Raw genomic sequence first — 26,757 nt, forward strand, 5'->3', positions numbered from 1 at the left:
GTCCACGGTGGCGCCGCTGCTGGGGGAAGCACCTGCGCGATGTACAACGACGGGGGATCGCGTCAGGCGCTGCGGGGGGTGGCTGTGATGGCTCTTGTAGTGCTTGAGGTGCTGGAACTCTTTTCCTGCTGCTCACCGGGCCTGCCGGGGTCACCGACAAGCTGGTGGTCACGACGGTCGAGATTGACGAAGACCATCCCGTACCGGATGGCACACCGCACGGGCTGCGGGGCGCCTCGCGGTTTCCGGAGGCACCGGTAGGCCCGGATCTCCTCCTCTTCGTCACGGGTGACGATCACCGGTTCGCCGAGAAGCGTGACCATCAACGAGTCGCCTGCGTGGGGTATCGCGGTGGCGAGATCGATGAAGTGCCAACCAGAGCGGTAGGCGGTGGCCATTTCCCGTCGGAAGGTGCGGTCGTCGGGCGGGGTGCTCATGCGCCTGCTCCCGCCGGGGCGACGTGCCAGCCCAGGTCCGTGGACGGAGCTGAAACGGAACTGGTGGTCGACGGCTCGCTGTGCCACCCGAGATCGAGAGTGCCCAGCACGCCCAACGTCAGCCCTGCGGAGAAGGTGGTGACAAGCACCGAGCGAAGCATGCGCTTAAACATGGTCGGCTTCGTCCTCACTTGGTAGGTTCCTCTCCCCCGGCTCAACAAGACGATGTCTCAATCGAGCACGTCAAAGCCACAGGGTGGATGCATCATGTTCCTGCACGTTCAGGACCCTGGGGGGTGGAGATATGCTTACAACAGGTGCGAAACCGACACATCCTCACCCTGCCGTCCCACTTTGTGGTGAGGGGTCGAGGTTGTACGCGAGTGCGCTCAGCAGTGGCCGCCTGGCGCGGGTCGAGGCCGAGAACGCTCCCTGCCTACTCGAATCCGCTCTACTCCACCCGGATCCGGACGACGCGAACTGGTTGCGGCCCGTTTCTCCGTCCGCGGCACTCGCCCAGCGCCTCCACCCCATCGAGCAGGAGATCAGGGACCGGCGGAATCTGGCCGTGCAACTGGCCGATCTTTTCGAGCCATTCATGGCCATCACCGCACGTGAGGAACCGGCTACCCACGCGATAACCGTCCTGGAGGGCGAGGCCCGCATCAACGCGGCCATCGAGCGCGCGACGGCGGAATGCCGTACGGAAGTGCTCACCGTCCAGCCCGGCGGCGGGCGCAGCGAGAAGACCCTCAACGTAGCCCTGAAGCGCGGGCAGACCATCCTCGACCGCGGCGTCTCCATGCGCACCATCTACCAGCACACCATGCGGCACAGCCAGGGCACTCTCGCCTACGCGGCGCGCATGGCGCAGGACAACGTGGAGATACGGACCCTCGAAGAGGTCATCGACCGGATGATGATCTTCGACCGTGCCGTCGCGCTCATCCCCGCCCGCGCCGACCGCGACGTCGCCCTGGAGCTCCGCCACCCCGCCCTGGTCGAGTACCTCGCCAAGGTCTTCGAGCAGCAGTGGCAGTCGGCGACCCCGCTGCTCGACGAAGTCCCGTACCCTCCCCCGACCGACGGCATCACCGGCGTGCAGCGCTCCATCGCCAAGCTGCTCATCGAGGGCCACGTGGACGAGGCCATCGCCCGCCGCCTCGGCATGAACGTCCGCACCTGTCGTGCCCACATCGCCAAGATCGCCGCGGCTCTGGGCAGCGGCAGCCGCGCTCAACTCGGCTACCTGATCGCCCAGTCCGGAATCCTGGACAAGGGTCACTGAAACTCGGTCGGGGGAGCGAGCGGAACATGACGTTGCCATCCCACGCGCACGGAGCCGACGACCTGTGCACGGCGGGCACCACCCTGTACGAACGGGCTCTGGCCGAGGGGCGCGTGCGCAGCGAGGCCGCTGAGGCGGCGCCCTGCCTGACCCGCTACGGGCTCCTGCGGGCCGACGCCGATGACCCCGCGTGGCTGCGGCCCACCGCGCCCGCGGTCGCGCTTCCCCGGCTGCTCGAAACCGTCGGGCACCGCATCGCGCGGCACCGGAGCCGCGCGGCGAGCCTGGCCACGACGTTCGAGTCGCTCATGGCTCTCGCACCCCGCCATGCCGCCCCCGCGGGGCCCGCCGCCATCACCGTCCTCAACGGACTGCCCGTCATCCAGAAAGCGGTGGCACAGGCGCTGGCCGACACCAGCAAGGAGCTCCTTTCGATCCAGCCCGGCGGCTTCCGGCCTCCCGAGGTACTCGCCAAATCGCTGTCCGACGCGAAAGGCGCCCTCTCCCGAGGGGGCCGCATGCGCACGCTGTACCAGCACACCTCACGCCACTCGCTCTCCGTGTTCGGCTACCACGACCAGCTCCAGGGCGACACCGAGGTCCGTACGCTCGACGAAGTCACCGACCGCCTCTTCGTCTTCGACCGCGTGGTCGCCTTCATTCCGGCGAGCAAGGATCGCAGCGTCGCCCTGGAGATCCGCCTGCCCGCGCTCGTCGAGCACCTCGCCGCCGCCTTCGAGTGCCTCTGGAGCCTGGCAACGCCGATGTATCCGCACGCGGAGGAACTGCCGTCGAGCAACGGCATCACGGCCCGCCAGCAAGCCATCGCGCACCTCCTGGTGGACGGCCTCACGGACTCGGAGATCGCCCTGCGGCTCGGCATGAACGTCCGCACGGCCCGCGTGCACATCGCCAAGCTCTCCGCCGTCCTCGGCAGCAGCAGCCGGGCCCAGCTCGGTTACCTCATAGGCCGGTCGGGCATCCTGAGGCGCCAGAACTGACAGCCGGAGGGACGACGAGATGGCCGGACAGCACATCGCCCACGGCGCCGACACACTCTGCGAAGCGGGCGCGACCGTCTACGAGAGCGCCCTGCTCCACGGCCGCATCCCCCGCCGCGACGCCGACCGGGCCCCCTGCCTGATCGACCACGGGCTTCTGCACCCCGACATCGACGACATGAGGTGGCTGCGCCCCACCGCGCCCGCGGTCGCCCTGCCGCGGCTCCTGGACGGGATCGAGAAGGCCATCGCCGGGGAACGCGACCACGAGGCGCGGCTGACCAAGGCCTTCGAGCCGTTCCGGGCTCTGGGCGGCCACCGGGCGCCGCACTCCGACAGCCCCGGGATCACCGTCCTGGACGGCCTTCCCCGTATCACCGACGCCCTCACCCGCGCGATGGCCGACGCCACGGAGGAGATCCTGACGGTACGACCGGGCAGCAGCCGGTCACCCGAACTCCCCGCCACCTCACCGGCCGCCCAGCAGGCCATGCTGTCCCGGGGCTGCCGCCTGCGCGCCCTCTGCCGGCACCCGGCACGCCACCCCCTGCCCGACCCCGCCCGCTACGAGCAGCTCGACGGCGACATCGAGGTCCGCGCCCTCGACGACGTCAGCGAGCACCTGGTCATCCTGGACCGCACGGTGGCGTTCATCCCCGCCCACCGCACCGACGCCCTGGCACTCGAACTCCGCAACCCCGCCGTGGTCGACTTCCTCGTGACGACGTTCGAACGCTTGTGGCGCCTGGCCACGCCGCTCTACCCGGGCGCCGCACACCACCTGCCGGAAGACGGCGTCACCCCCCGCCAACGCGCCATCGCCACCCTCCTCACCGAGGGCCTGACCGACGCCGACATCGCCGACCGCCTCGGCATGAACATCCGCACCGCCCGCGTCCACATAGCCGCCCTGGCGGAAGCCCTCGGCAGCGAAAGCCGGGCCCAACTCGGCTATCTGATAGGGCAGTCAGGAATCCTGGAATCAAACGCGCCAGAAACCGGCGACAGCGGCCACTGATTCCAGCCACGGGTCTGCGACGACGCCCTGCTCCTCGGAGTCATGGCGACCGCGGCGACTCCCTGGCGGAGGCGGGCCTTCCTCCGCAGGGCCACGTCTCCTACCCGCGCCGCGCCCCCGTGATCGCCTCACCGATCGTGAACCCCTTGGCGGGCCCCTCGGGGATGGCGACCTCGGTTCCGTACGGGACCCGGTGGACGCCCACCCAGTCCGCCTTCTCCGGCTGCGGCTCGGTCAGGACGGTGACGGTGCCTTCGCCGTCGTGGTCATCGATGATCACGTAGACGGGGATACCCGCACGCGCGTACTCGCGGCGCTTCCGCGCCAGGTCACGCCTGCGGCATTCATGGCCCGGCGAGACGACCTCGACGACGACACTCACCCCAGAAGCCTTGATGCCGACCCCTTCGTCGTCGGTATGAGGCTCCAGCTCCTTGGGAGCAACGAGGCAGTCCGGGATCCACGTCTTCCGGCCATGGACCACATTCACGTCGTTGTAGGGCGCGTACGGACTCTCGGCAAGGGCCAACGCCATCGCATCCCGCAATCGGTTGACGATCTGCGCATGGGCGATACGACCAGTGGGCGACACCTCGACGGCTCCCTCGATGATCTCAGCGCGGTAGCCCTCGGGGAGTTCCATGGCCTTCCATGCCTGCCACAGCACCTCGTCCCGTTCAGACAACCCGGTGTCGTGTGCGACGGCCTCGGTCCTGGTGTCAGACATGGTCTCGGGCCTCTCAGCAGCAAGAGCGGTCATGGGACGCACCTCCTTTCCAGTGTGGGCTTGGCGTCCTTGCGGCACAAGCAACGCGATCACGGTAGGTACGTTCATGGGGCCGACCAGGGGAAAGGGCGTTCTGCTCACCCGATGCGGTGAGGACGAAACGGTCCTCCGGTCCCGGCCTCCCCCAGCTCGAACCACACCCCCTTCGCGTACCGCCCCGCCCTGTCCTCCGCGACGCCCCACGTGTCGGCCAGTTCCGCGACCAGGGCCAGCCCTCGCCCCCAGCAGGCGGCCACCCCGGCGGCGGGGTGCGCCACCACGGGCGGGTCCTGGCTCTCGTCGAAGACGGTCACCCGTAGGCGGGTGCGGGTCAGGAAGATGCGGACCATCGCTGAGCCCTTGGTGTGCAGGTGCACATTCGTGATGAGTTCCGAGGTACAGAGGGTCGCCGCCATGACCAGGGGCTCTCTGTCCAAGGTGCGCAGGACGGTGCGTACGAAGTCCCGGCCGACTTTGGGGGCGGTCGAGTCCCCCGGCGTGAACAGGCTGTAGTCGTAGACCAGTTGGGCGTACCGGTGGGCGGCGGTGCGAGGGCGGTCTGCGGGCATGACGGTTGCTCCCGTCGGGAGGGGTGGGGGAGGTGGTTCGCGCCCCTTGCCGGGCGATGGCGTTGCCCACGTGCGCTTGAGCGGCGCGGTGGGTGCCTTTCGGCTTGTGGGCAGGGGTAGTTGGTCAGCTCCACTGAGTAACAGGTGCCACACTCAGAGTAGGATCGCCGGGCGTTAATTGACAACCTACTCGGAGCTTTTAATGGACCAACTCCTCTGTTCGAGGCAGACTTTGGAAACGCCAACAAGGAGACAGCCGTGGGACTGCGCACCATCATCAGCGAACGCCAGCGGCGGCTCGGCGCCGAGCTCAAACAGCTGCGCGAACAGGCAGGATTCAGTGCTGGTGAGGCTGCCGAGCAGGTCGGCATGGGCAGAGGCCAGTTGAGTCAGATCGAAACCGCGAAGACGACCATCCTGACGGAGCGGCTCCGCGAACTCACTGCGGTGTACGGCTGCACAGACAAGGCTTACATTGACGCCCTGGTGGAGATGTCCGAGTCCACGGGTAAAGGCTGGTGGAGCGCCTACAGGAAACGCATGCGGCAGGTCTCGCTCAACTTGGCGGAACTGGAAGCCAACGCCGTCAAGCTGCGGACGCACCAGTCACTGTTCATTCCCGGTTTGTTCCAGACACCTGAGTACGCGCAAGCCATCTTCGCCAGCCCCAAGCTGGGCTTCGAGAGCATCGAGGGCGCTCTGGACTTCCGGATGGAGCGGCAGCACATCCTCACCCGCGAGGCCCCGCCTACCGTCCACGCCGTAATCCACGAAGCTGCCCTGCACATGCGGTTCGGCGGCACCGAGGTAGTCCGTGCGCAGCTACTGAGGCTCATCGAGCTGGCTCGCCTGCCCAACGTGACCATCCAGGTCTACCCGTTCAGCGCGCAGGCGTACGGGGCCTTGAGCGGCAACTTCGTGTACGTCGCCCCCAAGGTGCCGCAGTTGTCCACTGTCATCTTGGAGCAAGCCACCGGCCCTCACTACGTCGGTGATCGCGACCAACTGGCCCTGTACAGGTCGCTGTTTGAGCGGCTGGCTGAGAACGCCCTCGCCCCCATCGACCTATCGTTGGCCCCCGAAGCACACTCAGTGAAGAACTCACTGGGCCTCATCCAACACCTGCTCTACACCCTTTAGGAGGCCACGGTGCCTGAGCTGCATTGGCAGAAGTCGTCGTTCAGCGGGGGCCCCGAGGGCGAGTGCCTCTACATAGCCACCGCCCCCGACGGCACCATCCGCCTCCGCGAGAGCGACGCCCCGGACGCAGTCCTGACGACCACCCCCGGCCCCCTCGCCGCCCTCCTGGAGTCCCTCTCCACGACAGGCCGTTCGCGGGTACGGGGGTAATTCCCACTCCAGGAGCCACAAATGCCCAGCCTGAACTGGCAGAAGTCCTCATACAGCGGCGGCCCGGAGAGTAACTGCCTCTACATAGCCACCGCCCCCGACGGCACCATCCGCCTCCGCGAGAGCGACGCCCCGGACACAGTCCTGACGACCACCCCCGGCCCCCTCGCCGCCCTCCTGGAGACCCTCTCCACTACGGGCCGTTCGCGCGTACGTGGGTAATACCTTTACCCCTCGCCTTCGGTCCAGCGGCGCAGCAGTTCCTCGCGCTTGGCCGCTCCCGGCGACCCGCCCTCGTGGCGGCGGCCCCACTCCGCCATCGTCGCCAGCGTCGTGCGCAGGGTCGCCTCGCCCTCCGTCATGCGGGCCAGGAGCGCCAGCGACAGGTCGTGCTCCGACCGGGAGTAGCCCGTCGCCGCGGCCACGTACGCCGTCAGTTCCGTCTCCTCGGCCTCCGCGCGCGTGATCCGTACCGTCATCGCCGGGGCCTCGTACAAGCCGCCGAGGCCCGCCGTCATGGCCGCGTCCACCAAGGCGCCCACCTGCCGCTTCAGCGACTTCACGGGGGCGTCCTCAACCGTCAGGGCACGCACCTCGTCCCAGGGGTAGAACGTCGACTGCTTGTCGCCAAGGCCCACCACGCCCTCCGGCGTCAACCGCACCCCCGCCGCGAGCCCCGAAGGCTTCGCGCCCACGTATACGTCGCCCTCGGCGATCCAGAACAGGCCCACCATGGCCATCGAAAGCTCAACTCCCCCGGTGTGCAGCACAAAAGAACGTGAGTGGGGGCCGGGAAGCGGCGTGCGCTTCCCGGCCCCCACTCACATTACTTAAGGGCTACTGACCCGCCCCAAGAGCTACTGCTCCGTCGTCCGCTTCGGACGCCACACCACGAGCGCGCTCGCCTGCTGCACGTCCTGGTACGGGACGAGGTCACGGCGGTACGACGCGTGGACCGCCGCCTCGCGCTGCTGCATCGCGGCAGCCGCGCCCTCCACGGCGTTCGACAACTCGGCCACCCTCGCCTGCAGCGCCGCGACCTGGTTCTCCAGCTCGATGATGCGCTTGATGCCGGCGAGGTTGATGCCCTCTTCCTGCGACAACTGCTGCACCGTACGCAGCAGTTCGATGTCGCGGGCCGAATAGCGCCGGCCGCGGCCCGCCGTGCGGTCCGGGGAGACCAGACCGAGGCGGTCGTACTGGCGCAGGGTCTGCGGGTGGAGGCCCGAAAGCTGGGCGGCCACCGAGATGACGTAGACCGGCGTCTCGTCGGTCAGTTGGTACGCACGCCCAAAATTGGACTGTCGACGACGGCCGTCCATCTCATGCTCCCTTCGCGGCCTGGAACAGTTCTGCCCGCGGATCGTCGTCCGCAGTCGCCTCGCGGTAGGACTCCAGGGCTTCCTTCGCCGAGTCGGAGAGCGATGTCGGAACCGACACCTCCACCGTCACGAGCAGGTCGCCCCGCGAACCGTCCTTGCGGACCGCGCCCTTGCCGCGCGCACGCATCGTACGGCCGTTGGGGGTGCCCGCAGGCACCTTCAGCGTCACGGCGGGCCCGCCCAGCGTGGGCACCTTGACCTCGCCGCCCAGTGCCGCTTCCGCGAACGTCACCGGGACCGTCACCGTCAGGTTGTCGCCCTTGCGGCCGAAGACCGGGTGGGTGTCGACGTGCACGACGACGTACAGGTCGCCCGCCGGGCCGCCCCGTTCACCGGGACCGCCCTTGCCTCGCAGGCGGATGCGCTGGCCGTCCGACACTCCCGCGGGAATGCGGACCTGCATCGTGCGGGACGACTTCGCCCGGCCCGAGCCCTTGCAGACCTCGCAGGGGTCCTGGGCGATGAGCCCGCGGCCCTTGCAGTCCACGCAGGGGTCGGTCAACGAAAAGCCGCCGCCGCCTCCCCGCGAGACCTGGCCCGTGCCGACGCAGGTCGGGCACACACGCGGCGTGCCGTTCTTGTCGCCGGTACCGGAACAGGCCTTGCAGGGAGCCTGGGAGGACATCCGCAGCGGGACCGTGGCCCCGTCCACCGCCTCCGTGAAACTCAGCGTGACCTCGGACTCGATGTCCTGGCCGCGCCGGGGCTGCGTACGCGTGCCCGCGCCGCCACCCGTGCCGCCTCGGTTGAACAAGCCCCCGAAGACGTCACCCAGACCGCCCCCGAAGCCGCCGCCGGCACCGCCCGCTCCCCCGCCCGGGGCGCCGCCTCCGAAGAGGTCGCCCAGGTCGAAGTTGAACGAGCCGCCGCCGCCCGCGCCTCCGGGACCGGCCCTGAAGCCGCCGTTGCCGAAGAGAGCACGCGCTTCGTCGTACTCCTTGCGCTTCTTGGGGTCGCCGAGGACGTCGTTCGCCTCGGAGATCTCCTTGAAGCGCTCTTCCGCCTTGGTGTTGCCCTTGTTGGCGTCCGGGTGATTCTCGCGTGCGAGTTTCCGGTACGCCTTCTTGATCTCGGCTTCGGTGGCGTCCTTGGGGACGCCGAGGACCTTGTAGTAGTCCTTCTCGATGAAGTCCTTGGTGCTCACCCTCGACGTCCCTCCTCTCGCTTCACAACAACTCCGATATGTCAGCCCTCGTCCGGGCCGCCACCGGTCTCCTTGTCCTCCGCCTTGTCGGCGGAGTCCGCGGACGTGGCGGTCTCGGCCTCGCCCTTGACCGTCTGCGCGCCCGGCTGCGGCTCGGCCACGGCCACCCGCGCGGGGCGGATGGTGCGCTCGCCGATGCGATACCCCGGCTGGAGGATCGCGACGCAGGTCGTCTCGGTGACGTCCGGTGCGTACGAGTGCATCAGGGCTTCGTGGATCGTCGGGTCGAAGGGCTCGCCCTCCTTGCCGAACTGCTGGAGGCCCATCTTGGCGACGACCGTCTCTAGCGACTCCGCCACTGACTTGAACCCGCCGACCAGCTCGCCGTGTTCCCGCGCGCGGCCGATGTCGTCGAGGCTCGGGAGGAGCTCGCTCAGGAGGTTCGCCGCGGCGATCTCCTTGACCGTGACCTTGTCCCGCTCCACACGACGGCGGTAGTTCTGGTACTCCGCCTGCAACCGCTGGAGGTCCGCCGTGCGCTCGCCGAGCGCCGTACGCACCTGGTCCAGCTGGGCGAGCAGACCCGCGTCCTGAGCGGACTGAGCCGACTGGCCCGGCTGTGCGGACTGGGCGGATGCCTTGCTTGCGTCCCCGGCCGGGGCCGCCGGGCTCTCCTCGACGGAGGGCTCGGCGGCCTGCGGCGCCGCGTCATCAGGGGTGGCGCCGGAGGGGACGTCAGGCTTCTCGGCGTTCTCGCCGAAGCCCGGAGTCTCCTCGGTCATGCGGCGCCGCCCTTCGACTCACCGGGCTTCTCGTCGTCGACGATCTCGGCGTCGACCACGTCGTCGTCCTTGTCCTTGGACATGTTCGGGGCCTCGCCGCCCTCGGCGCCCGGGGCAGCGCCCTCGGCACCGGCGGCCTGCGCGTCCGCGTACATGGCCTGGCCCAGCTTCTGGGAGACGGCCGCGACCTTCTCGGTGGCGGTGCGGATCTCCGCCGTGTCGTCGCCCTTGAGCTTCTCCTTCAGCTCTTCGACGGCCGACTCGACCTCGGTCTTCACGTCACCCGGAACCTTGTCCGCGTTGTCGGTGAGGAACTTCTCCGTCTGGTAGACGAGCTGCTCGCCCTGGTTGCGGGACTCGGCGGCCTCGCGGCGCTTGTGGTCCTCGTCCGCGTACTGCTCGGCCTCCTGGCGCATGCGGTCGACCTCGTCCTTCGGCAGCGAGGAGCCGCCGGTGACGGTCATCTTCTGCTCCTTGCCGGTGCCGAGGTCCTTGGCCGTCACGTGCATGATGCCGTTGGCGTCGATGTCGAAGGCGACCTCGATCTGCGGGACACCGCGCGGGGCCGGCGGCAGGCCCGTGAGCTCGAACATTCCGAGCTTCTTGTTGTACGCCGCGATCTCGCGCTCGCCCTGGTAGACCTGGATCTGGACGGACGGCTGGTTGTCCTCGGCCGTCGTGAAGATCTCGGAGCGCTTGGTCGGGATCGTGGTGTTGCGCTCGATGAGCTTGGTCATGATCCCTCCCTTGGTCTCGATGCCGAGGGAGAGCGGGGTGACGTCGAGGAGCAGGACGTCCTTGACCTCGCCCTTGAGGACACCGGCCTGGAGGGCGGCGCCGATGGCGACGACCTCGTCCGGGTTCACGCCCTTGTTGGCGTCCTGGCCGCCGGTCAGCTCCTTGACGAGCTCCGCGACGGCGGGCATACGGGTCGAGCCACCGACGAGAACGACGTGGTCGATCTCGGAGAGCTGGATGCCCGCGTCCTTGATGACGTTGTGGAACGGCGTCTTGCAGCGCTCCAGAAGGTCGGACGTGAGCTGCTGGAACTGGGCGCGCGTGAGCTTCTCGTCCAGGTGCAGCGGGCCCTCGGCGGACGCCGTGATGTAGGGCAGGTTGATCGAGGTCTCCGTAGAGGAGGACAGCTCGATCTTGGCCTTCTCGGCCGCCTCGCGCAGGCGCTGGAGCGCCATCTTGTCCTTGGAGAGGTCCACGCCGTGGCCGTTGTTGAACTGCTTGACCAGGTAGTCGACGACGCGCTGGTCCCAGTCGTCACCACCGAGGTGGTTGTCGCCGTTCGTGGCCTTCACCTCGACGACGCCGTCGCCGATCTCCAGGAGGGACACGTCGAAGGTGCCGCCACCGAGGTCGAAGACGAGGATCGTCTGGTCGTCCTTGTCGAGGCCGTACGCGAGAGCGGCGGCCGTCGGCTCGTTGACGATGCGCAGGACGTTCAGGCCCGCGATCTCGCCGGCCTCCTTCGTCGCCTGGCGCTCCGAGTCGTTGAAGTACGCCGGGACGGTGATGACCGCGTCGGCCACCTTCTCGCCCAGGTACGACTCGGCGTCGCGCTTCAGCTTCTGCAGGATGAACGCGGAGATCTGCTGGGGGTTGAACCCCTTGTCGTCGATGTCCACCTTCCAGTCAGTGCCCATGTGGCGCTTGACCGAGCGGATGGTCCTGTCGACGTTCGTGACCGCCTGGCGCTTGGCTACCTCGCCGACCAGCACCTCGCCGTTCTTCGCGAAGGCGACGACGGACGGCGTGGTCCTGGCGCCCTCGGCGTTGGTGATGACGGTGGGCTCGCCGCCTTCAAGAACGCTGACGACAGAGTTAGTCGTGCCCAGGTCGATGCCGACCGCACGTGCCATTTCGGTTCCTCCAGATGTAACTCTTGAGTGGATCTGACTCAAGGATGCATGGTCGCTTCGCTGGAGTCAACAGAGCTGAGTCGGGGCCGCTCAACTCTTATCCCGGTCTTACGCGCAACCCGGAGTCCCCCAAACGGGGGCACGGCCTCGGCTGCCGGTCCGTCGTGGCTGGTCGCGCAGTTCCCCGCACCCCTGCGGGGTGCCCCTGCCCCGCGACGCGGCAAGGGTTGCCTGAGCGACGCAGATCACCGCCCTGCTGGCTACAGTGCGGCTGAGTAAGTGGGTAGTCTCAGACGGACTGCATAAGTTACCGCTTAGTAATAGTTCGCCTCGCAGGCCCGAGGAGCCCCCAAATGCAACTCGCCGCGATCATCGTGTCGCTGGTCCTAATCGCGGTCGGCGTCGCGCTGTTCGGCCGTGCCATCGTGCAGATCTACCAGTTCATGCGGCTCGGACAGTCCGTCCCGGCAGGTACCCGCACCGATCAGCCCGTGCAGCGCACCGTCACCGTGGCCAGGGAGTTCCTCGGCCACACCCGCATGAACCGGTGGGGCGTCGTCGGCGTCGCGCACTGGTTCGTGGCGGTGGGCTTCTTCTCGCTCCTGCTGACCATCGTCAACGCCATCGGCCAGCTCTTCAAGGCCGACTGGATGCTGCCGATCATCGGCGAGTGGGCCCCGTACAACATGTTCGTCGAGTTCATCGGCACGATGACGATCGTCGGCATCCTGACGCTGATCGTCATCCGGCAGCTGAGCAAGCCCGACAACAAGCCGGGCCGCAAGTCCCGCTTCGCGGGCTCCAAGAAGGGCCAGGCGTACTTCGTCGAGGCCGTCATCCTCATCGTCGGCGTCTGCATCTTCACGCTGCACGCCCTTGAGGGTGCCCAGCACCACGTGGACAGCTACGAGGCCTCGTTCTTCATCTCGTACCCCTTCGTGTCCTGGTTCGGCGGGATGGACCTCTCCACCCTGCAGAACCTCACGTACTTCTTCGCCATGCTGAAGATCGCCACCTCGTTCATCTGGATGATCGTGGTCGCGCTCAACACCAACATGGGCGTCGCCTGGCACCGTTTCCTCGCCTTCCCGAACATCTGGTTCAAGCGCGAGGCGGACGGCTCCACGACCCTCGGCGAGCTCCAGCCGATGATGTCCGGCGGCAAGCCGATCGACTGGGAGGACCCGGGCGAGGACGACGTCTTCGGCGTCAGCCAGGTCGAGCAGTTCTCCTGGAAGGGCCTCCTCGACTTCAGTACGTGCACCGAGTGCGGTCGCTGCCAGTCGCAGTGCCCCGCCTGGAACACCGGCAAGCCGCTCTCCCCGAAGCTCCTGATCATGTCGCTGCGCGACCACGCGCACGCCAAGGCCCCGTACCTGCTCGCGGGCGGCGGCAAGGACATGGAGGGCAACGAGAAGGCGACCGAGGAGCAGCTCAAGGACGTTCCCGCCGCCGCTCTCGCCGAGGCCGAGCGCCCCCTCATCGGCACCGCCGAGGAGAACGGCGTCATCGACCCCGACGTCCTGTGGTCCTGCACCAGCTGCGGCGCCTGCGTCGAGCAGTGCCCGGTGGACATCGAGCACATCGACCACATCGTCGACATGCGCCGCTACCAGGTGATGATCGAGAGCGCGTTCCCGTCCGAGGCCGGGACGATGCTCAAGAACCTGGAGAAGAAGGGCAACCCCTGGGGCCTGGCCAAGAAGCAGCGTCTTGAGTGGCTCAAGGAGCTCGACTTCGAGGTGCCGGTCGTCGGCAAGGACATCGAGGACCTCACCGAGGTCGAGTACCTCTACTGGGTCGGCTGCGCGGGCTCCCTGGAGGACCGCGCGAAGAAGACCACCAAGGCCTTCGCGGAGCTGCTCAACATGGCGGGCGTCAAGTTCGCGATCATGGGCGGCGACGAGAAGTGCACCGGTGACTCCGCACGCCGCCTGGGCAACGAGCCGCTGTTCCAGCAGCTCGGCCAGGAGAACGTGATGGCGCTGAACATGGCGTTCGGCGAGGAACTCGACGACGACGGCAAGGTCACGCCGGAGTCGGCCAAGCCGAAGACGGCGAAGAAGATCGTCGCCACCTGCCCGCACTGCCTCAACACACTCGGCAACGAGTACCCGCAGCTCGGCGGCGACTACGAGGTCATCCACCACACGCAGCTGCTCCAGCACCTCATCGACGAGGGCAAGCTGATCCCGGTGACCCCCGTCGAGGGCCTCATCACCTACCACGACCCGTGCTACCTCGGCCGGCACAACAAGATCTACACGCCCCCGCGCGAGATCATGTCCGCCGTCCCGGGCCTGCGCCAGCAGGAGATGCACCGCCACAAGGAGCGCGGCTTCTGCTGCGGTGCCGGTGGCGCGCGGATGTGGATGGAGGAGCGGATCGGCAAGCGCATCAACACGGAGCGGGTCGACGAGGCGCTCAGCCTCAACCCCGACATCGTGTCGACCGCCTGCCCGTTCTGCCTGGTCATGCTCACCGACTCCGTCAACGGCAAGAAGAACGACGGCAAGGCGCAGGAGTCCCTCCAGGTCGTGGACGTCGCGCAGTTGCTGCTCGACTCCGTGAAGACCCCGGTGGACCCCGCCGGCGAGTCCGAGACCGCGGACGCGCCGGAACCCGAGCCGGCGAAGTAACGGCTCCTGGCGTACGTGAGGCCGGTTCCGCCCTTGGGGCGGGACCGGCCTTTCGTGTGCTGCGGAAGGGGGGCATCATGTGTTGGTTGTTGTCGGCTGGGGCGGTCGGGGCGGGAGACAGGCATGCGGAACGCCGGGATACGTGGGGCACGTGGAGTCAGACGGAGTGATGTCGTGAGGCGCGGTGCTGTCGCGGGGCGCGGGGGTGTCGTGAGGCGCAGGGGTGTCATGGGCACGGCAGCCGTCGTCAGCTGTGCGCTGCTGCTCGCCGGGTGCGGGGGCGGGGGCGGCGACGACGCGGCAAAGCCCGACGTCCGGCACAAGCCCGTCAGCATGGCGGGCAAGGGCGCGGCCCAGCTGCCCGTACCGAGCGGCAAGGGCAGCAAGGTCGACGACGACTTCAACGGTGACGGCGCCCCCGATCTCGTACTGGACGACCTGGTGCACAGCGGCCACGGCGACGACGCGGGCATCGGCGTCGTGTACGGGTCCGACAGCGGACTGCGCCCCGGAGCACGGCAGTTGCTGAGCGCGCGGGAGAACGGCGCGCGGACCAAGGGCGAGTTGCCCGCGGCCTTTGAGTCGGAGGCGTCCTGCGACCTCGACAAGGACGGGTTTACCGATCTCCTGGTCTCCACCGACCCGCCGTACGACGGGCAGGGCCAGCCGCCCGTGCCGCTCCAGATCCTCTTCGGCTCAACCAAGGGCCTGTCGGGCAAGGCCGTGAAGGTGCAGGTGCCCAAGCAGTCCCGCATCGGCAACGACTGGTCCGACCAGCCGGTGTGCGGCGACTTCGACGGCGACGGCGCGAACGACCTCGTCCTGCACGCGAGCGGCGCCCGCCTCACCTTCCTGCGCGGCCCGTTCAAGCGGACCGGTGCCCCGCGCCCGGCGGGCAAGCCGCTCGCCGCCCCCGGCAACGACCTCGTCACCGGCAAGGCCGTCGACGTCGACCGCGACGGGTACGACGACGTACTGGTCCGCAAGGCGGCCGGCGCGTCGGGCGCAGCCGAGGGCGCCCTCGTCCTCGGCGGCCCGAAGGGACCCGCGGAGACGGGGGTGCTCTTCCCCGCGGGCACGGACACGGCGTTCGGGCGCTTCGGCAAGGGCAAGGGCACGGACGCGGCGATCGCGGGCCCGAAGGGCGTCGCCCTGCGCTACGACGTGCCCGGCACCCAGCGCGCCTCGATGGAGGCGAAGAACGTGTCCGTGGACGCGGGGGACTTCGACGGGGACGGCCTGAGCGAGCTCGTCATGAGCGGGAGTGGCAGCGGCAGCGGGGGCGCCGCGGGCGAGGTGCGGGTCTTCAGGGGACGTACGACGGGGCTCGACAGGAACGCGTCGAGGCTGGTCAATCCGTCCGCGAAGGGGACCACGCAGGTCCTTGCCGTCGCGGACTTCAACGGCGACAAGCGGGCCGATCTCGTGCTGCGGACGTATCGCGGGGACGGGCAGGACGCGGTGGGCGTGTATCCGGGGGTGCAGGGCGACCTGGTCTCGGGCAAGCCTCAGGTCACGTTCTCCACGGCGGAGTTTCTGGCGCTGGGGGACGGGGTGTAGGGGCTGGTCTAAGGGCTGGTCTAAGGGCTGGTGTCAGGGCTGGTGTCAGGGCTGGTGTCAGGGCTGGTGTCAGGGCACCTGCGGGGCACAACCATTCGTACGTCGCACCTGTCACACCCCCGGAAGCAACCCCTGCTCAGCGATCCCCGCTCAGCGATCCCCACTCCCGGGAGACCCACGTGCGCGTACGTAACCTGGCCATCACCGCGAGCGTCGCGGCTCTCGCCGCGGCCGGTCTCACGCTGCCCCTCGCGGGCACCGCGAGCGCCGCGTCGACCCTCAAGGACGACTACAACGGGGACGGCTACCGCGACCTGGCGGTCGGCACGCCCCGCTCCAACTCGGTGACGGTCACGTTCGGTTCGGCCTCCGGAGTCTCCGGGAGCCGTTCCGTCACCGTCTCCCAGAACACGGCCGGGGTGCCCGGAGTCACCGAGGCCGAGGACGAGTTCGGCGAGAACATCACCAGCGGCGACACGGACGGGGACGGTTACGCCGACCTGATCATCGGCGCCCCCGGTGAGCAGGTCGAGGGCAAGCCGTCCGGCTCGGTCACCGTCATCAAGGGCGGCAGGAACGCCTTCACCGCCGGCGGCCACGTCCTCAACGCCCCCGAGGACACGACCGGCCGCTTCGGCGAGGCCACCACGTGGACCGACTTCGACGACGACGGTGCGCCGCAGCTGGCCGTGATCAGCGGCGACAACTGGTGGTACTACTCCGGCGCGCAGGGGACCGCGTACGGCCTGGAGGTCGACTTCATCCCCGAGGGCGCCCATCTGGACGGCATGGTCGCGGGCAACTTCAAGCGCGAGGACGGCATCGGCCTCGTCCTGTACGGCGAGCGCGCGGACGGCGGTGCCTGGACCGCGCACATGAACGGCGGCGCGGGCGACTACGGCTACCAGGCCGAGGTTCTCGGCGAGGGCGGCGACCGGACGGCTACGCGCGACGCGGCCACGGCCGGTGACGTAAACGGCGACGGCTACGACGACCTGATTACCGGTAACTCCACTGCCGGCAAGGGCGGTTCGGTGACCGTGCGGTTCGGCGGCGACGGGAAGTTCGGCGCGCCGGTGACATACGACCAGACCAGTGCGGGCGTCCCCGGTGCCGACGAGGCGTACGACGGCTTCGGCGCGTCCGTGGCCGCGGGCGACGTCACGGGCGACGGCCTCGCGGACCTCGCGGTGGGCGCGCCCGGCGAGCAGGTCGGCACGGCGGGCGGTACGGGCAGCGTGACGCTCCTCCGTTCCACCGCGGGCAAGTTCACCTCGGGCAAGGCCTGGCACCAGGAGACCGCGGGCGTACCCGGCGTCGCCGAGGCGGGCGACAGCTTCGGCATGTCCGTCCGCCTCAAGGACATCAACAAGAACGGCAAGGCGGACCTGGCCACCGGCGCCGTCGGCGAGGACATCGGCACGACGGTGGACGCCGGCGCCGTATGGGTCCTGCGCGGCACGACGACGGGCCTGACATCGTCGTACGCGGCCTCGTTCAACGGCACGGACTTCGACCTGGACGGCACTAGCTTCGGCACGACGCTTCGCTGAGGTTGGTGGGAAGGTGCGGTGGGGGGCCTGGGTGCGGGGGCGGGGTCCGCGGGCCCGGGCACCCCGCACCCCCTCCCCACCACGCACAACCCGCACAAATCCCTCAACACCCGCCCCCCATACAACCCTTGCCCCCTTCCAGGAGTCTCCCGTTCGCCAACAAGGCGTGACGCCAGGGCCAAGGCCCGGCAAACACGCCCCACCGGCACCCATCGACTGCGGATGTCCGCCAGGCATCCCCGCATGCAGCAGGAGACCTACGGAAATGGCCAAGCACAAGCGCACTTCCCCGCTCGCCCGATCCAGACGCGGCCGCCTCGCGGCAGCCACGGCCACGGCCGCCGCACTGACGGGCGGACTCCTCACCCTCACGGCCACCACGGCGACCGCCGCGCCCGCCGCGGCCACCCAGCCGGACGACGCCGACTTCAACGGCGACGGCGTCGCCGACCTCGCCACCTCCGCGCCGCACGCCAACGTGGGCGGCAAGGACAAGGCGGGCCAGGTCGTCGTCACGTACGGCGGCGCCGAGCAGCGCCACGTCACCCACAGCCAGAACAGCGCGGGCGTGCCCGGCACCGCCGAGAAGGGCGACTTCTTCGGCGCCGACACCGCGTACGGAGACTTCGACAGCGACGGCTACGACGACCTCGCCGTCGGCGCCATCGGCGAGGACGTCGGCAGCGACGTGGACGGCGGCACCGTCCAGGTCCTGTGGGGCTCCCCGAGCGGCCTCTCCGGCGGCTCCACGATCACGGACCCGCGCCCCACGAAGCACGACGGGTTCGGCGGCCCCCTCCAGGCGGGCGACTTCGACGGCGACGGCAAGGACGACCTCGCCGCAGCCGCCGCCTCGGGCGCGGCCACCATCGACATCTTCGAGGGCGGCATCAAGCGCACCGGCGCCACCGGCGGCCGCTACACCGTGCTCCCGCCCATCCACAGCGGCGAGGGCGCGGGCGCCTTCAACCTGCACTCCGGGGACGTCAACGGCGACGGCAAGGACGACCTGCTCGTCGACGGCTTCTCCACCGCCGACGACTACAACGCCAACCTCTGGCTGCCCGGCAGCGCGAACGGCGTCACCACCAACGGCGTCCAGCGCCTGCCCGCCGGCTACATCACCGACGTGGGCGACACGGACGGCGACGGCTACGGCGACGTCATCATCGGCCTGACCTGGGACGAAGGCATCCAAGGCGCCAACAAGGGCGGCACGGTGTACGTCGTCAAGGGCAACGCCAACGGCCCGTACGGCGACAGCCAGGCCATCACCCAGGACACGGCCGGCATCCCGGGCGGCAGCGAGAAGGGCGACTCCTTCGGCGCCGAGCTCGACCTCGGCGACGTCAACGGCGACGGCCACCTCGACCTGGTCGCGAGCACCCCCGGCGAGGACCTGGAGGGCGTCACCGACGCGGGCTCCATCACCGTCATCTACGGCGCCGCGGACGGCTCCGGCCTCTCCACGGCCGGCTCGGTGCTCTACAGCCAGAACTCCCCGGGCGTCCCCAACTCCAACGAGCAGAACGACTTCTTCGGGTCCGACGTCCACATCGACGACCTGAACGCGGACGGCCGGGGCGATGTCTCCGTCGGCGCGTCGGGCGAGAACGGCTCCAACGGCGCGTTCTACGTCCTGGACGCCCTCCCCGACGGCACCCTCGCGGGCACGGCCGGCGTCTACACGTCCACGGTCGGCATCTCCGGCACGGGCACGCCGCGCCTCGGCAACAACTTCGCGGACTGACCCGCCCCGCCGCTCTCGTCCGTACCTCCCAGAACACCGGGCCCGCACCCCTCCGTGCGGGCCCGGCCCATGCCCCCGGAGCCTTGATGCGCAACCCCACCCGTGTACTCCTGCCTGCCGCGACACTCGCCGCGGGCCTGCTCACCGCCCTGCCCGCCACCGCCACCGCCGCTCCGTCCGGTCTCTCGGGCGACTTCAACGGCGACGGCCACCGCGACGTGGCGATCTCCGCCCCGGCCGCCACGGTCGGCGGCAAGTCCTGGGCGGGCCACGTCGCCGTCGCGTACGGCACGGCGTCCGGCAGCCCGGACCCGGCCCGCCGCACGGTCATCAGCCAGAACTCGCCGGGCATACCGGGCGAGGCCGAGAAGGACGACGAGTTCGGCCACCAGATCGCGACGGCGGACCTGAACCGCGACGGATACAGCGACCTCGTCGTCACCTCCTCGCGCGAGAAGGTGGGCAGCCACCCGGACTCCGGCACGGTGGTGATCGTCTGGGGTTCGTCGTCGGGCCTCTCCGGCGGCACCACGGTCGACAACCCGCAGCCGCTGCACGGCAGTTACTTCGGACTCGGCCTCGCCGCGGGTGACTTCACGGGAGACGGCAAGCCCGATCTCGCCGTGTCCGCGCAGGGCGACACCGGCACCAACCCCTTCAAGATCCGCCTGATCCGCGGCCCCTTCTCGAAGTCCGGCTCGACCGGCTCGCGCACGTCGTACGCCGCCCCGCTCGAAGGCCCGACCCTGACGGCGGGCCGGGTGAACGGCGATGCCAAAGCCGACCTCGTGGTCACCGGCCGCAAGACCAACAGCGACCACCTCGGGGCGGCCGTCTACTACAAAGGCACCGCCTCCGGCCTGACCAAGGGCGCGGCCCTGCGAGCGGGCACGACGGCCGCCATCGGCGACATCGACGGCGACGGCCACGGCGACATCGCCCTCGGCAACCCCGGCGAGCCGGACGAAGAGCCGTCCGCGTCCAAGGGCGGCGAGGTCAGCGTCATCTACGGCACCTCTTCCGGGCCGAGCGCCACCCGCCGTACGACCCTGACGCAGAACAGCGCGGGCGTGCCCGGCTCCTCCGAGTACGGGGACAACTTCGGCGCGTCCGTGGCCGTGGGCGACCTCGACGGCGACGGCCGCGCGGAGCTCGCGGCCGGCGCCCCCGGCGAGAGCCTGGGCACCGAGCCCGACGTCATCCTGAGCACGGGCGCGATCACCGTCCTGCGCGGCGCCGCGTCGGGGCTCACCACGAGCGGCGCGCTCAACCTCACCCAGGACAGCCCCGGCGTCCCCGGCGCCGCGGAGTCCATCGACAACTTCGGCGCGACCCTGCTCGCCTCGGACATCGGCGCCGACGGCCGCACCGACCTCACGGTGACGGCCTCCCAGGAGAACGACGACGCGGGCGCCGTCTGGCACCTGCCCGGGGCGAAGGACTCGCTCTACTCCACGACCACGTCCACCAGCTTCGGCCCCTCCAAGCTGGGCCTCTCCACGAAGTACTCGGCCTTCGGGTCGAGCCTCGCGGGCTGACCGGGAGACACCCACCCATGCGCAGACACATCACCGCCGCCGTCACCACGCTGGCCGCCGCAACCCTCGCTTCCCTGTCCCTGTCCGCCCCCACCGCCACCGCGGCCGCCGCGAAACACGCCGACGACTTCAACGGCGACGGCTACCGCGACCTCGTGGTCGCCGCGCCCTCGGCCACCGTCTCGGGGCGCGAGGAGGCGGGCTCCGTCGTGGTCCTCTACGGCTCGGCCTCCGGCCCCTCGGCCGCCAAGAAGAAGCTGCTGACCCAGGCCACCACCGGCGTCCCCGGCTCCCCGGAGACCGCCGACCGCTTCGGCGGATCGGTCTCCTCCGCCGACCTGGACCTCGACGGATACGCCGACCTGGTCGTCGGCGCACCCGGCGAGGACGTGGACGGTACGAGCAACCTCGGCACCGTCACCGTGATCTGGGGCTCCGCGTCCGGCTTGACCGGTGGGGCCAACCTGCCCGCCACCCACGGCTCCGACGGCGTCGGCTGCGCCTACGGCACGGACCTGGCCACCGTCGCCAAGACGCCGTACCCGAACGCGGAGGTACGGGTCGCGGGCGGCTGCTCCGTGTGGACGTTCAGGGCACCCGTCACCCGGGCGGGCAAGCCCTTCTCCAAATCCCAGCGGGTCATGGGCCCTTCGGCGGCGAAGCTCGTGACCGGTGATCTCAACGGCGACCAGCGGGCCGACGAGGTCGAGATCTCCGTCCCGCTCGGCGACTTCCCGAGCGGCGGCGTCTACGTCAACAGGTCGGGCGGCTCCTACGAACCGCCGCTGTCCCACGACGGCGACAACGCGGCCATCGGCGACGTCAACGGCGACGGCTACGGCGACCTCGTGGTCGGCGACAGCGCCGACACCACCATCGAAGGCCACCCGCAGGAGGGCACCGGACACGAGGGCGGCCAGGTCGCCGTCTGGCTCGGCAGCGCCTCGGGGGTCGACGCGGACACCGCGCCGCTCCTCGTCCATCAGTCCACGCCCGGCGTCCCCGGCTCCTCCGAGCACGGTGACCTGTTCGGCGCGGACGTGAGCGTCGCCGACGTCGACGGCGACGGGTACGCGGACATCGCCGTGGGCGCGCCGGGCGAGTCCCTGGGTTCCGCCAAGCGCGCGGGCAGTGTCGTGGTCGTGCCGGGCGGTCCGTCCGGGCCCACCGGAGCGGGCTCGTACAGCATCACGCAGGATTCCGCCGGCGTACCCGGCACCGCTGAGCGCGAGGACGCCTTCGGCACGACCGTCCGCCTCGCCGACCTCACCAAGGACGGCAAGCCGGAGCTGGTCGTCGGCACTCCCGGCGAGCGCGCACCGGGCGCCACCCGGAACACGGGCGGTGTCTGGACCTTCAAGGGCTCGGCATCGGGACCGGCGCTGTCCGGATCCACCAGCCTGATGGCCGGTTCGGTGGGCCTGCCGACATCGAGCGACACCTACTGGGCAAACGTCCTCGCCCCCTGACAGGGGACTTCCTCGCTCCCTGACGGGGGCCTTCCTCGCCTCCTGTCAGGGGGCTTCCTCGTCCCCTGGCAGGGGCCTTCCGCAACCTTCTCCTCGATCCGCGTGTCACATGTGTACCGGCACCGGTCACCACCCCGCGTTCACTACAAGTTGGAGATCCCGTGCGCACACGCGCCCTCGCCCTGGTCGCCACCACAGCCCTCGCCGCCACCGGCCTCACCCTGCCCCTCGCGGCCAACGCGACCGCCGCACCGGCCGCCCCCGCCCCCGCTCCCCTCACCGCCGACTTCAACGGCGACGGATACGACGACCTCTTCGTCGGGGTGCCCAGCGGCAGTGTCGGCGGCGAGGCCAAGGCGGGGTACGTCAGCGTGGTGTTCGGCGGGGAGTACGGGCCCGGGCCGCACGGCGTGCGGCGGATCACGCAGGCCACCGTCGAGGTGCCCGGCACCCCGGAGGCCGGTGACCGGTTCGGCGGCTCCGTCGTCGCCGCGCACATTGACGACGACAAGTACGCGGACCTGGTGATCGGTGCTCCCGGCGAGGACATCGACGCCAAGACCGACGCCGGCTCCGTGACCGTCCTGTACGGCACCGGCGACGGCTTCGCCCTGGCCAACACGGCGGGCCGCGGCGCGAAGTCCGGCGACGTGTACGGAAACGCCCTCGCCGCCGCCGACTTCACCGGTGACACGGACGTCGACCTCGCCATCGGCGGCAAGGACCAGGTCGTCGCCAACTTCAACCCGCTCGCCGCCGACACCCAGCCGGTCATGGCCGACCGCATGGGCGGCCGCGCCCCGGTCATGACGACCGGCGACTTCAACAACGACGCGCGCCCCGACCTCGCCCTCGGCTACTACACGCAGAACCAGCCCTACACCCAGTCCCACCTCCGCCTCTACGGCTGGAACAAGGAGGAGGGCTCCATGGGCAACTTCTGGAACAACTCCAACGGCGCCGCGAACGCCCTCGCCTCCGGCGACTTCAACGGCGACGGCTTCGACGACCTCGCCGTCGGCAACTGCCGCGAGATCGCCGACGAGAACATCGACGACCCGTGCGGCCCGGAGAAGCTCGCCAAGGGCGGCGGCATCCACGTCCGCTTCGGCGACGCCAACGGCAGCTTCGGCTGGGAGCAGCAGACGTTCAACCAGGACACCGCGGGCATGCCCGGCGTCGCCGAGACCGGTGACGGCTTCGGTGACGCCCTTGCCGTGGCGGACATCGACGCCGACGGCCACGACGACCTGATCGCGGGCGCCCCCGGCGAGGCCATCGGCAGCGCGGCGAAGGCGGGCAGTGTCACCGTCCTGAAGGGCGGCGAGATGGGCCTGCTCGACCCGGCGGGCGCGGCGAACCCGGGCACGGTCGCGTACCAGCAGAACTCCCCCGACATCCTGGGCGTCGCGCAGGCCGGCGACCTCTTCGGGGCGGCGCTCGCCTTCGGAGACCACAACGGCGACAACGTCCCCGACCTGTCCGTCGCCGCCCCCGGCGAGAACTCCGCCGCGGGCGGCGTCTGGGATCTGCCCGGCGCCAAGGCGGGCGGCTCGGTCGTCACCCCGAACTCCCTCGGCCTTCCCGCCTCCTTGAACCCGTACGCGTACGGGTCGGTGCTCGGCCGCTGACGAAGGTCGCGGTACTCGGCCGCTGACGGGCCCCAGCAGCACCGGGGGCCCCGGAACCCCCGGGGCCCCCGGGCCTCCCGGGGAAACCCCTCAGGGTCCCCCTAAGGGTTGTCACAGGTCAGCGGCAAAGCCGCTCTCCTCCCGAGGACGGACGACCCCGGCCCTCCAGACCAGGTACGTTCGATTCGTGGCTGGATTCAGGATCGGACGCGGCCGGGACAACCGCACCCCGCAAGCACGCCCCCAACAACGACCGCGGCAGGAGCCGTACGGACAGCAGGCCCCCCAGGGCCAGCAGCCGCCGTACGGCTACCCCCAGCCGCCCTCCCCCTCCCAGCAGTACGGCGGTCAGCCGCCGTACGGCCAGGGCGGTCAGGGCCAGGGCGGCGGACGGGGCGGCCAGGGCGGATACGGCGGGCAGCAGTGGCCCCAGGCGGGCGGCGCCCACGGCAACCACGGCGAGCCGGAGTATTTCGGCGGCGGCCACGGCGACCCGGGGCACGGGGGCCAGGGCGGCGGCCGTGGCGGACAGGGCGGCCAGGGCGGACAGGGCGGCTTCGATCCGTACGCCGCCAACAACCCCGGTCACACCCAGGCCTTCTCCGTGGGCGAGGACCCGTACAACCAGGGCGACACCTACCGCGCCGGCCAGGCCCCCGCGCCCGTGGGCCCGCGCCTGCACTGGAAGGACCTGCTGCGCGGCATCGTGCTGAGCCCAGGCCCGACCTTCCTGCAGATGCGGGACTACGCGATGTGGGGCCCGGCCGTCGTCGTGACGTTCCTCTACGGCCTGCTCGCGATCTTCGGCTTCGACGGCGCCCGCGAGGACGCCATCAACGCCACGATCTCGACGGCCGTCCCGTACGTCCTGACGACCGCCGTCGCGATCACGATCAGTGCGTTCATTCTGGGCGTGGTCACCCACACCCTCGCCCGCCAGCTCGGCGGCGACGGCGCCTGGCAGCCGACGGTCGGCCTCTCCATGCTGATCATGTCGATCACGGACGCGCCCCGCGTGATCGTCGCCATGTTCCTCGGCGGCGGCCAGCCCTTCGTCCAGCTGCTCGGCTGGGCCACCTGGGTCGCGGCGGGCGCGCTGCTCACGCTGATGGTGAGCAAGTCGCACGACCTGCCGTGGCCGAAGGCCCTCGGCGCGGCGGCCATCCAGCTGCTCGCGCTGCTCTCGATCATCAAGCTGGGCACGTTCTAGCGGCAACGCGCAACGGAGACGGGCCCCGGCGGATACTCCGCCGGGGCCCGTCTCCGCTGCTCGCTACCTGCACCCGCTCGCTCAGGCGTCGAGAACCTGCCCGGCGCGCTTCACGACGGGAGCTTCGACGCTCCACGGGAAGTTGATCCAGTCGTCGGTGCGCTTCCAGACGTACTCGCACTTCACGAGCGACTGCGACTTCTCGTAGATGACGGCGGACCGCACCTCCGCCACGTGGTCGAGGCAGAAGTCGTGCACGAGCTTCAGCGTCTTGCCGGTGTCGGCGACGTCATCGGCGATCAGCACCTTCTTGTCGGTGAAGTCGATCGCGTTCGGCACGGGCGCGAGCATGACGGGCATCTCCAGGGTCGTCCCGACGCCCGTGTAGAACTCGACGTTCACCAGGTGGATGTTCTTGCAGTCGAGCGCGTACGCGAGCCCGCCCGCGACGAAGACGCCACCGCGGGCGATGGAGATGATGATGTCGGGCTCGTACCCGTCGTCGGCGATGGTCTGCGCGAGCTCACGCACCGCGTCGCCGAACTTCTCGTACGTAAGGTTCTCGCGCACGTCACTCATGCTGGATGTCACACCTGGGTCCGATGGAAATTGAGGAAGGAACGGGAGGCGGTCGGCCCGCGCTGCCCTTGGTAACGCGATCCGTACCGCTCCGAGCCGTAGGGCGCCTCGGCGGGCGACGACAGCCGGAACATGCACAGCTGGCCGATCTTCATGCCGGGCCAGAGCTTGATGGGCAGTGTCGCGAGATTGGAGAGCTCCAGCGTCACGTGCCCGGAGAAGCCGGGGTCGATGAAACCGGCCGTGGAATGTGTCACAAGCCCGAGCCGTCCCAGGCTGGACTTCCCCTCCAGCCTGCTCGCGAGGTCGTCGGGCAGGCTGATGACCTCGTGCGTGGAGGCGAGAACGAACTCTCCGGGGTGCAGGATGAACGGCTCGTCGCCCTCGGGCTCGACGAGCCGCGTCAGGTCTGCCTGCTCCACGGAGGGGTCGATGTGGGGGTAGCGGTGGTTCTCGAACACCCGGAAGTAGCGGTCGAGCCGCACATCGATGCTTGAGGGCTGCACCATGGATTCGTCGTACGGATCGATCCGTACTCGTCCGGCGTCGATCTCGGCCCGGATGTCCTTGTCTGAGAGAAGCACGCACCGAGGATACGCAGAGCGCGCGGGCCCGCCCCAATCGGACGCCCCCGCGCGCTGCGGTCCTCTGCTCTCCCTGTCCTTCCCCGCGTCCTTTGCCGCGTCTCCCCGCGCCCCTCGCTACTGCTTCTGCGACGCGACCGGCACGGCATGCCGCAACCGGGCGCAACGCGGACAGCGGATGAGGCGGCCGGGTCCGAGCCGGTCGGCCTTCTGCATCGGGAACGAAGCAGTGCTGAACACGTGCCCTTCGGCACATCGGACGACGGTGCGCTCCATCAAGTCCTCGAGTCCCTTCCCCAAAGCCATAGTTGAGCTCGTAACTCGCCGCACTCCGCTCGCGAGCGAGCCGACGACGAGAGGCCACATTACGGGACGAATGGGGCGCCCCTCCAGGCGGCACTCCGGCCCTTCACGGTACGCCCCAACTCCCGCGCCCCGCAGAGCCATCCACGCCCCGGACAGCACGAAGACCCCGGCGCAAAAGCGCTCGGGGCCGGGGATGAGGTAGAGTGTGCGACGTTACGACACCGTCACAGGCGGCGTCTTTCGCGGGTGTAGTTTAGTGGTAGAACATCAGCTTCCCAAGCTGAGAGTGCGAGTTCGATTCTCGTCACCCGCTCCACACTTGAGGCCCAG

Annotated in this window: 24 protein-coding genes and 1 tRNA gene; 15 read left to right on the forward strand and 10 right to left on the reverse strand. The window is 69.8% G+C overall.

Annotated features, from left to right (window positions below):
• Positions 1-62: 62 nt before the first annotated feature.
• A complete protein-coding gene (locus IE226_RS27725; protein WP_190084114.1) occupies positions 63-437 on the reverse strand; it encodes a Rieske (2Fe-2S) protein in 375 nt (124 codons plus the stop codon).
• Positions 438-741: 304 nt separating this feature from the next.
• Between IE226_RS27725 and IE226_RS27730 the strand changes: the two genes are divergently transcribed.
• From IE226_RS27730 to IE226_RS27740, 3 genes are read left to right on the forward strand one after another with little or no spacing between them, the layout of a single operon-like run.
• Positions 742-1,725 carry a helix-turn-helix transcriptional regulator gene (locus tag IE226_RS27730; RefSeq protein ID WP_190084115.1) on the forward strand — a complete coding sequence of 328 codons (984 nt, stop codon included), beginning with the start codon at positions 742-744 and terminating at the stop codon, positions 1,723-1,725.
• A 26-nt stretch (positions 1,726-1,751) separates the two neighbouring features.
• The gene (locus tag IE226_RS27735; protein WP_190084116.1) at positions 1,752-2,726 is read left to right on the forward strand and encodes a helix-turn-helix transcriptional regulator; all 975 of its coding nucleotides are present in this window, start codon (positions 1,752-1,754) and stop codon (positions 2,724-2,726) included.
• Positions 2,727-2,745: 19 nt separating this feature from the next.
• Positions 2,746-3,744, forward strand: coding sequence for a helix-turn-helix transcriptional regulator (locus tag IE226_RS27740; protein ID WP_190084117.1), 999 nt, complete (start codon positions 2,746-2,748; stop codon positions 3,742-3,744).
• A gap of 100 nt (positions 3,745-3,844) precedes the next feature.
• On the opposite strand, the gene IE226_RS27745 is transcribed toward IE226_RS27740, so the two are convergent.
• Both IE226_RS27745 and IE226_RS27750 read right to left on the reverse strand, forming a co-directional pair.
• Positions 3,845-4,471, reverse strand: a complete 627-nt coding sequence (locus IE226_RS27745) for a Uma2 family endonuclease (RefSeq protein WP_229871577.1) — start codon at positions 4,469-4,471, stop codon at positions 3,845-3,847.
• A gap of 137 nt (positions 4,472-4,608) precedes the next feature.
• On the reverse strand, positions 4,609-5,079 hold the full coding sequence (locus tag IE226_RS27750; RefSeq protein ID WP_190084119.1) for an ATP-binding protein: 471 nt from the start codon (positions 5,077-5,079) through the stop codon (positions 4,609-4,611).
• Positions 5,080-5,337: 258 nt separating this feature from the next.
• Here IE226_RS27750 and IE226_RS27755 point away from each other — a divergent pair, with 258 nt between their 5' ends.
• From IE226_RS27755 to IE226_RS27765, 3 genes are read left to right on the forward strand one after another with little or no spacing between them, the layout of a single operon-like run.
• A complete protein-coding gene (locus tag IE226_RS27755; protein ID WP_190084120.1) occupies positions 5,338-6,219 on the forward strand; it encodes a helix-turn-helix domain-containing protein in 882 nt (293 codons plus the stop codon).
• A 9-nt stretch (positions 6,220-6,228) separates the two neighbouring features.
• Positions 6,229-6,429, forward strand: coding sequence for a DUF397 domain-containing protein (locus tag IE226_RS27760; RefSeq protein WP_190084121.1), 201 nt, complete (start codon positions 6,229-6,231; stop codon positions 6,427-6,429).
• Positions 6,430-6,450: 21 nt separating this feature from the next.
• Positions 6,451-6,651, forward strand: a complete 201-nt coding sequence (locus IE226_RS27765) for a DUF397 domain-containing protein (RefSeq protein ID WP_190084122.1) — start codon at positions 6,451-6,453, stop codon at positions 6,649-6,651.
• 5 nt (positions 6,652-6,656) lie between these two features.
• Here IE226_RS27765 and IE226_RS27770 read toward each other — a convergent pair whose 3' ends face one another.
• The 5 genes from IE226_RS27770 to dnaK all read right to left on the reverse strand — a co-directional run bounded on the left by IE226_RS27770 (position 6,657) and on the right by dnaK (position 11,608).
• Entirely contained in the window at positions 6,657-7,169 is a 513-nt protein-coding gene (locus IE226_RS27770) for a hypothetical protein (protein ID WP_190084123.1), read from the reverse strand.
• A gap of 117 nt (positions 7,170-7,286) precedes the next feature.
• Entirely contained in the window at positions 7,287-7,751 is a 465-nt protein-coding gene (locus tag IE226_RS27775) for a heat shock protein transcriptional repressor HspR (RefSeq protein WP_190084124.1), read from the reverse strand.
• Position 7,752: 1 nt separating this feature from the next.
• Positions 7,753-8,955 (reverse strand): molecular chaperone DnaJ, encoded by a 1,203-nt coding sequence (gene dnaJ / locus IE226_RS27780; RefSeq protein ID WP_190084125.1) that lies wholly within the window; start codon positions 8,953-8,955, stop codon positions 7,753-7,755.
• Positions 8,956-8,996: 41 nt separating this feature from the next.
• The gene (gene grpE, locus IE226_RS27785; RefSeq protein ID WP_190084126.1) at positions 8,997-9,737 is read right to left on the reverse strand and encodes a nucleotide exchange factor GrpE; all 741 of its coding nucleotides are present in this window, start codon (positions 9,735-9,737) and stop codon (positions 8,997-8,999) included.
• Positions 9,734-11,608: a molecular chaperone DnaK gene (dnaK, locus tag IE226_RS27790; protein ID WP_190084127.1), complete on the reverse strand. Its 1,875-nt coding sequence runs from the start codon at positions 11,606-11,608 to the stop codon at positions 9,734-9,736. Before dnaK ends, grpE begins: the two co-directional genes overlap by 4 nt.
• A gap of 353 nt (positions 11,609-11,961) precedes the next feature.
• Between dnaK and IE226_RS27795 the strand changes: the two genes are divergently transcribed.
• The 8 genes from IE226_RS27795 (at position 11,962) to IE226_RS27830 (ending at position 24,958) form a co-directional block, all read left to right on the forward strand.
• Positions 11,962-14,247: a (Fe-S)-binding protein gene (locus IE226_RS27795; protein WP_190084128.1), complete on the forward strand. Its 2,286-nt coding sequence runs from the start codon at positions 11,962-11,964 to the stop codon at positions 14,245-14,247.
• A gap of 228 nt (positions 14,248-14,475) precedes the next feature.
• Positions 14,476-15,807, forward strand: coding sequence for an FG-GAP repeat domain-containing protein (locus IE226_RS27800; RefSeq protein WP_190084129.1), 1,332 nt, complete (start codon positions 14,476-14,478; stop codon positions 15,805-15,807).
• Positions 15,808-15,986: 179 nt separating this feature from the next.
• Positions 15,987-17,360, forward strand: coding sequence for an FG-GAP-like repeat-containing protein (locus tag IE226_RS27805; protein WP_190084130.1), 1,374 nt, complete (start codon positions 15,987-15,989; stop codon positions 17,358-17,360).
• Positions 17,361-17,625: 265 nt separating this feature from the next.
• Positions 17,626-19,110 carry an FG-GAP repeat protein gene (locus IE226_RS27810; RefSeq protein WP_190084131.1) on the forward strand — a complete coding sequence of 495 codons (1,485 nt, stop codon included), beginning with the start codon at positions 17,626-17,628 and terminating at the stop codon, positions 19,108-19,110.
• 86 nt (positions 19,111-19,196) lie between these two features.
• On the forward strand, positions 19,197-20,648 hold the full coding sequence (locus IE226_RS27815; RefSeq protein ID WP_190084132.1) for an FG-GAP and VCBS repeat-containing protein: 1,452 nt from the start codon (positions 19,197-19,199) through the stop codon (positions 20,646-20,648).
• Between the two features lie 17 nt (positions 20,649-20,665).
• Positions 20,666-22,117, forward strand: a complete 1,452-nt coding sequence (locus IE226_RS27820) for an FG-GAP-like repeat-containing protein (RefSeq protein ID WP_190084133.1) — start codon at positions 20,666-20,668, stop codon at positions 22,115-22,117.
• 161 nt (positions 22,118-22,278) lie between these two features.
• Positions 22,279-23,748, forward strand: coding sequence for an FG-GAP and VCBS repeat-containing protein (locus tag IE226_RS27825; protein WP_190084134.1), 1,470 nt, complete (start codon positions 22,279-22,281; stop codon positions 23,746-23,748).
• 187 nt (positions 23,749-23,935) lie between these two features.
• Positions 23,936-24,958 carry a Yip1 family protein gene (locus IE226_RS27830; RefSeq protein ID WP_190084135.1) on the forward strand — a complete coding sequence of 341 codons (1,023 nt, stop codon included), beginning with the start codon at positions 23,936-23,938 and terminating at the stop codon, positions 24,956-24,958.
• Between the two features lie 81 nt (positions 24,959-25,039).
• Here the strand turns inward: IE226_RS27830 and IE226_RS27835 are convergent, their stop codons facing one another.
• Both IE226_RS27835 and dcd read right to left on the reverse strand, forming a co-directional pair.
• Positions 25,040-25,537: a phosphoribosyltransferase gene (locus tag IE226_RS27835; protein WP_190084136.1), complete on the reverse strand. Its 498-nt coding sequence runs from the start codon at positions 25,535-25,537 to the stop codon at positions 25,040-25,042.
• A gap of 8 nt (positions 25,538-25,545) precedes the next feature.
• Entirely contained in the window at positions 25,546-26,121 is a 576-nt protein-coding gene (dcd, locus tag IE226_RS27840; RefSeq protein WP_190084137.1) for a dCTP deaminase, read from the reverse strand.
• 548 nt (positions 26,122-26,669) lie between these two features.
• Between dcd and IE226_RS27845 the strand changes: the two genes are divergently transcribed.
• Positions 26,670-26,743: transfer RNA gene (locus IE226_RS27845), tRNA-Gly, on the forward strand.
• The last annotated feature ends 14 nt before the right edge of the window (positions 26,744-26,757 follow it).

The sequence above is a fragment of the Streptomyces longisporoflavus genome, from assembly GCF_014649775.1.
Taxonomy (GTDB): Bacteria; Actinomycetota; Actinomycetes; order Streptomycetales; family Streptomycetaceae; genus Streptomyces; species Streptomyces longisporoflavus.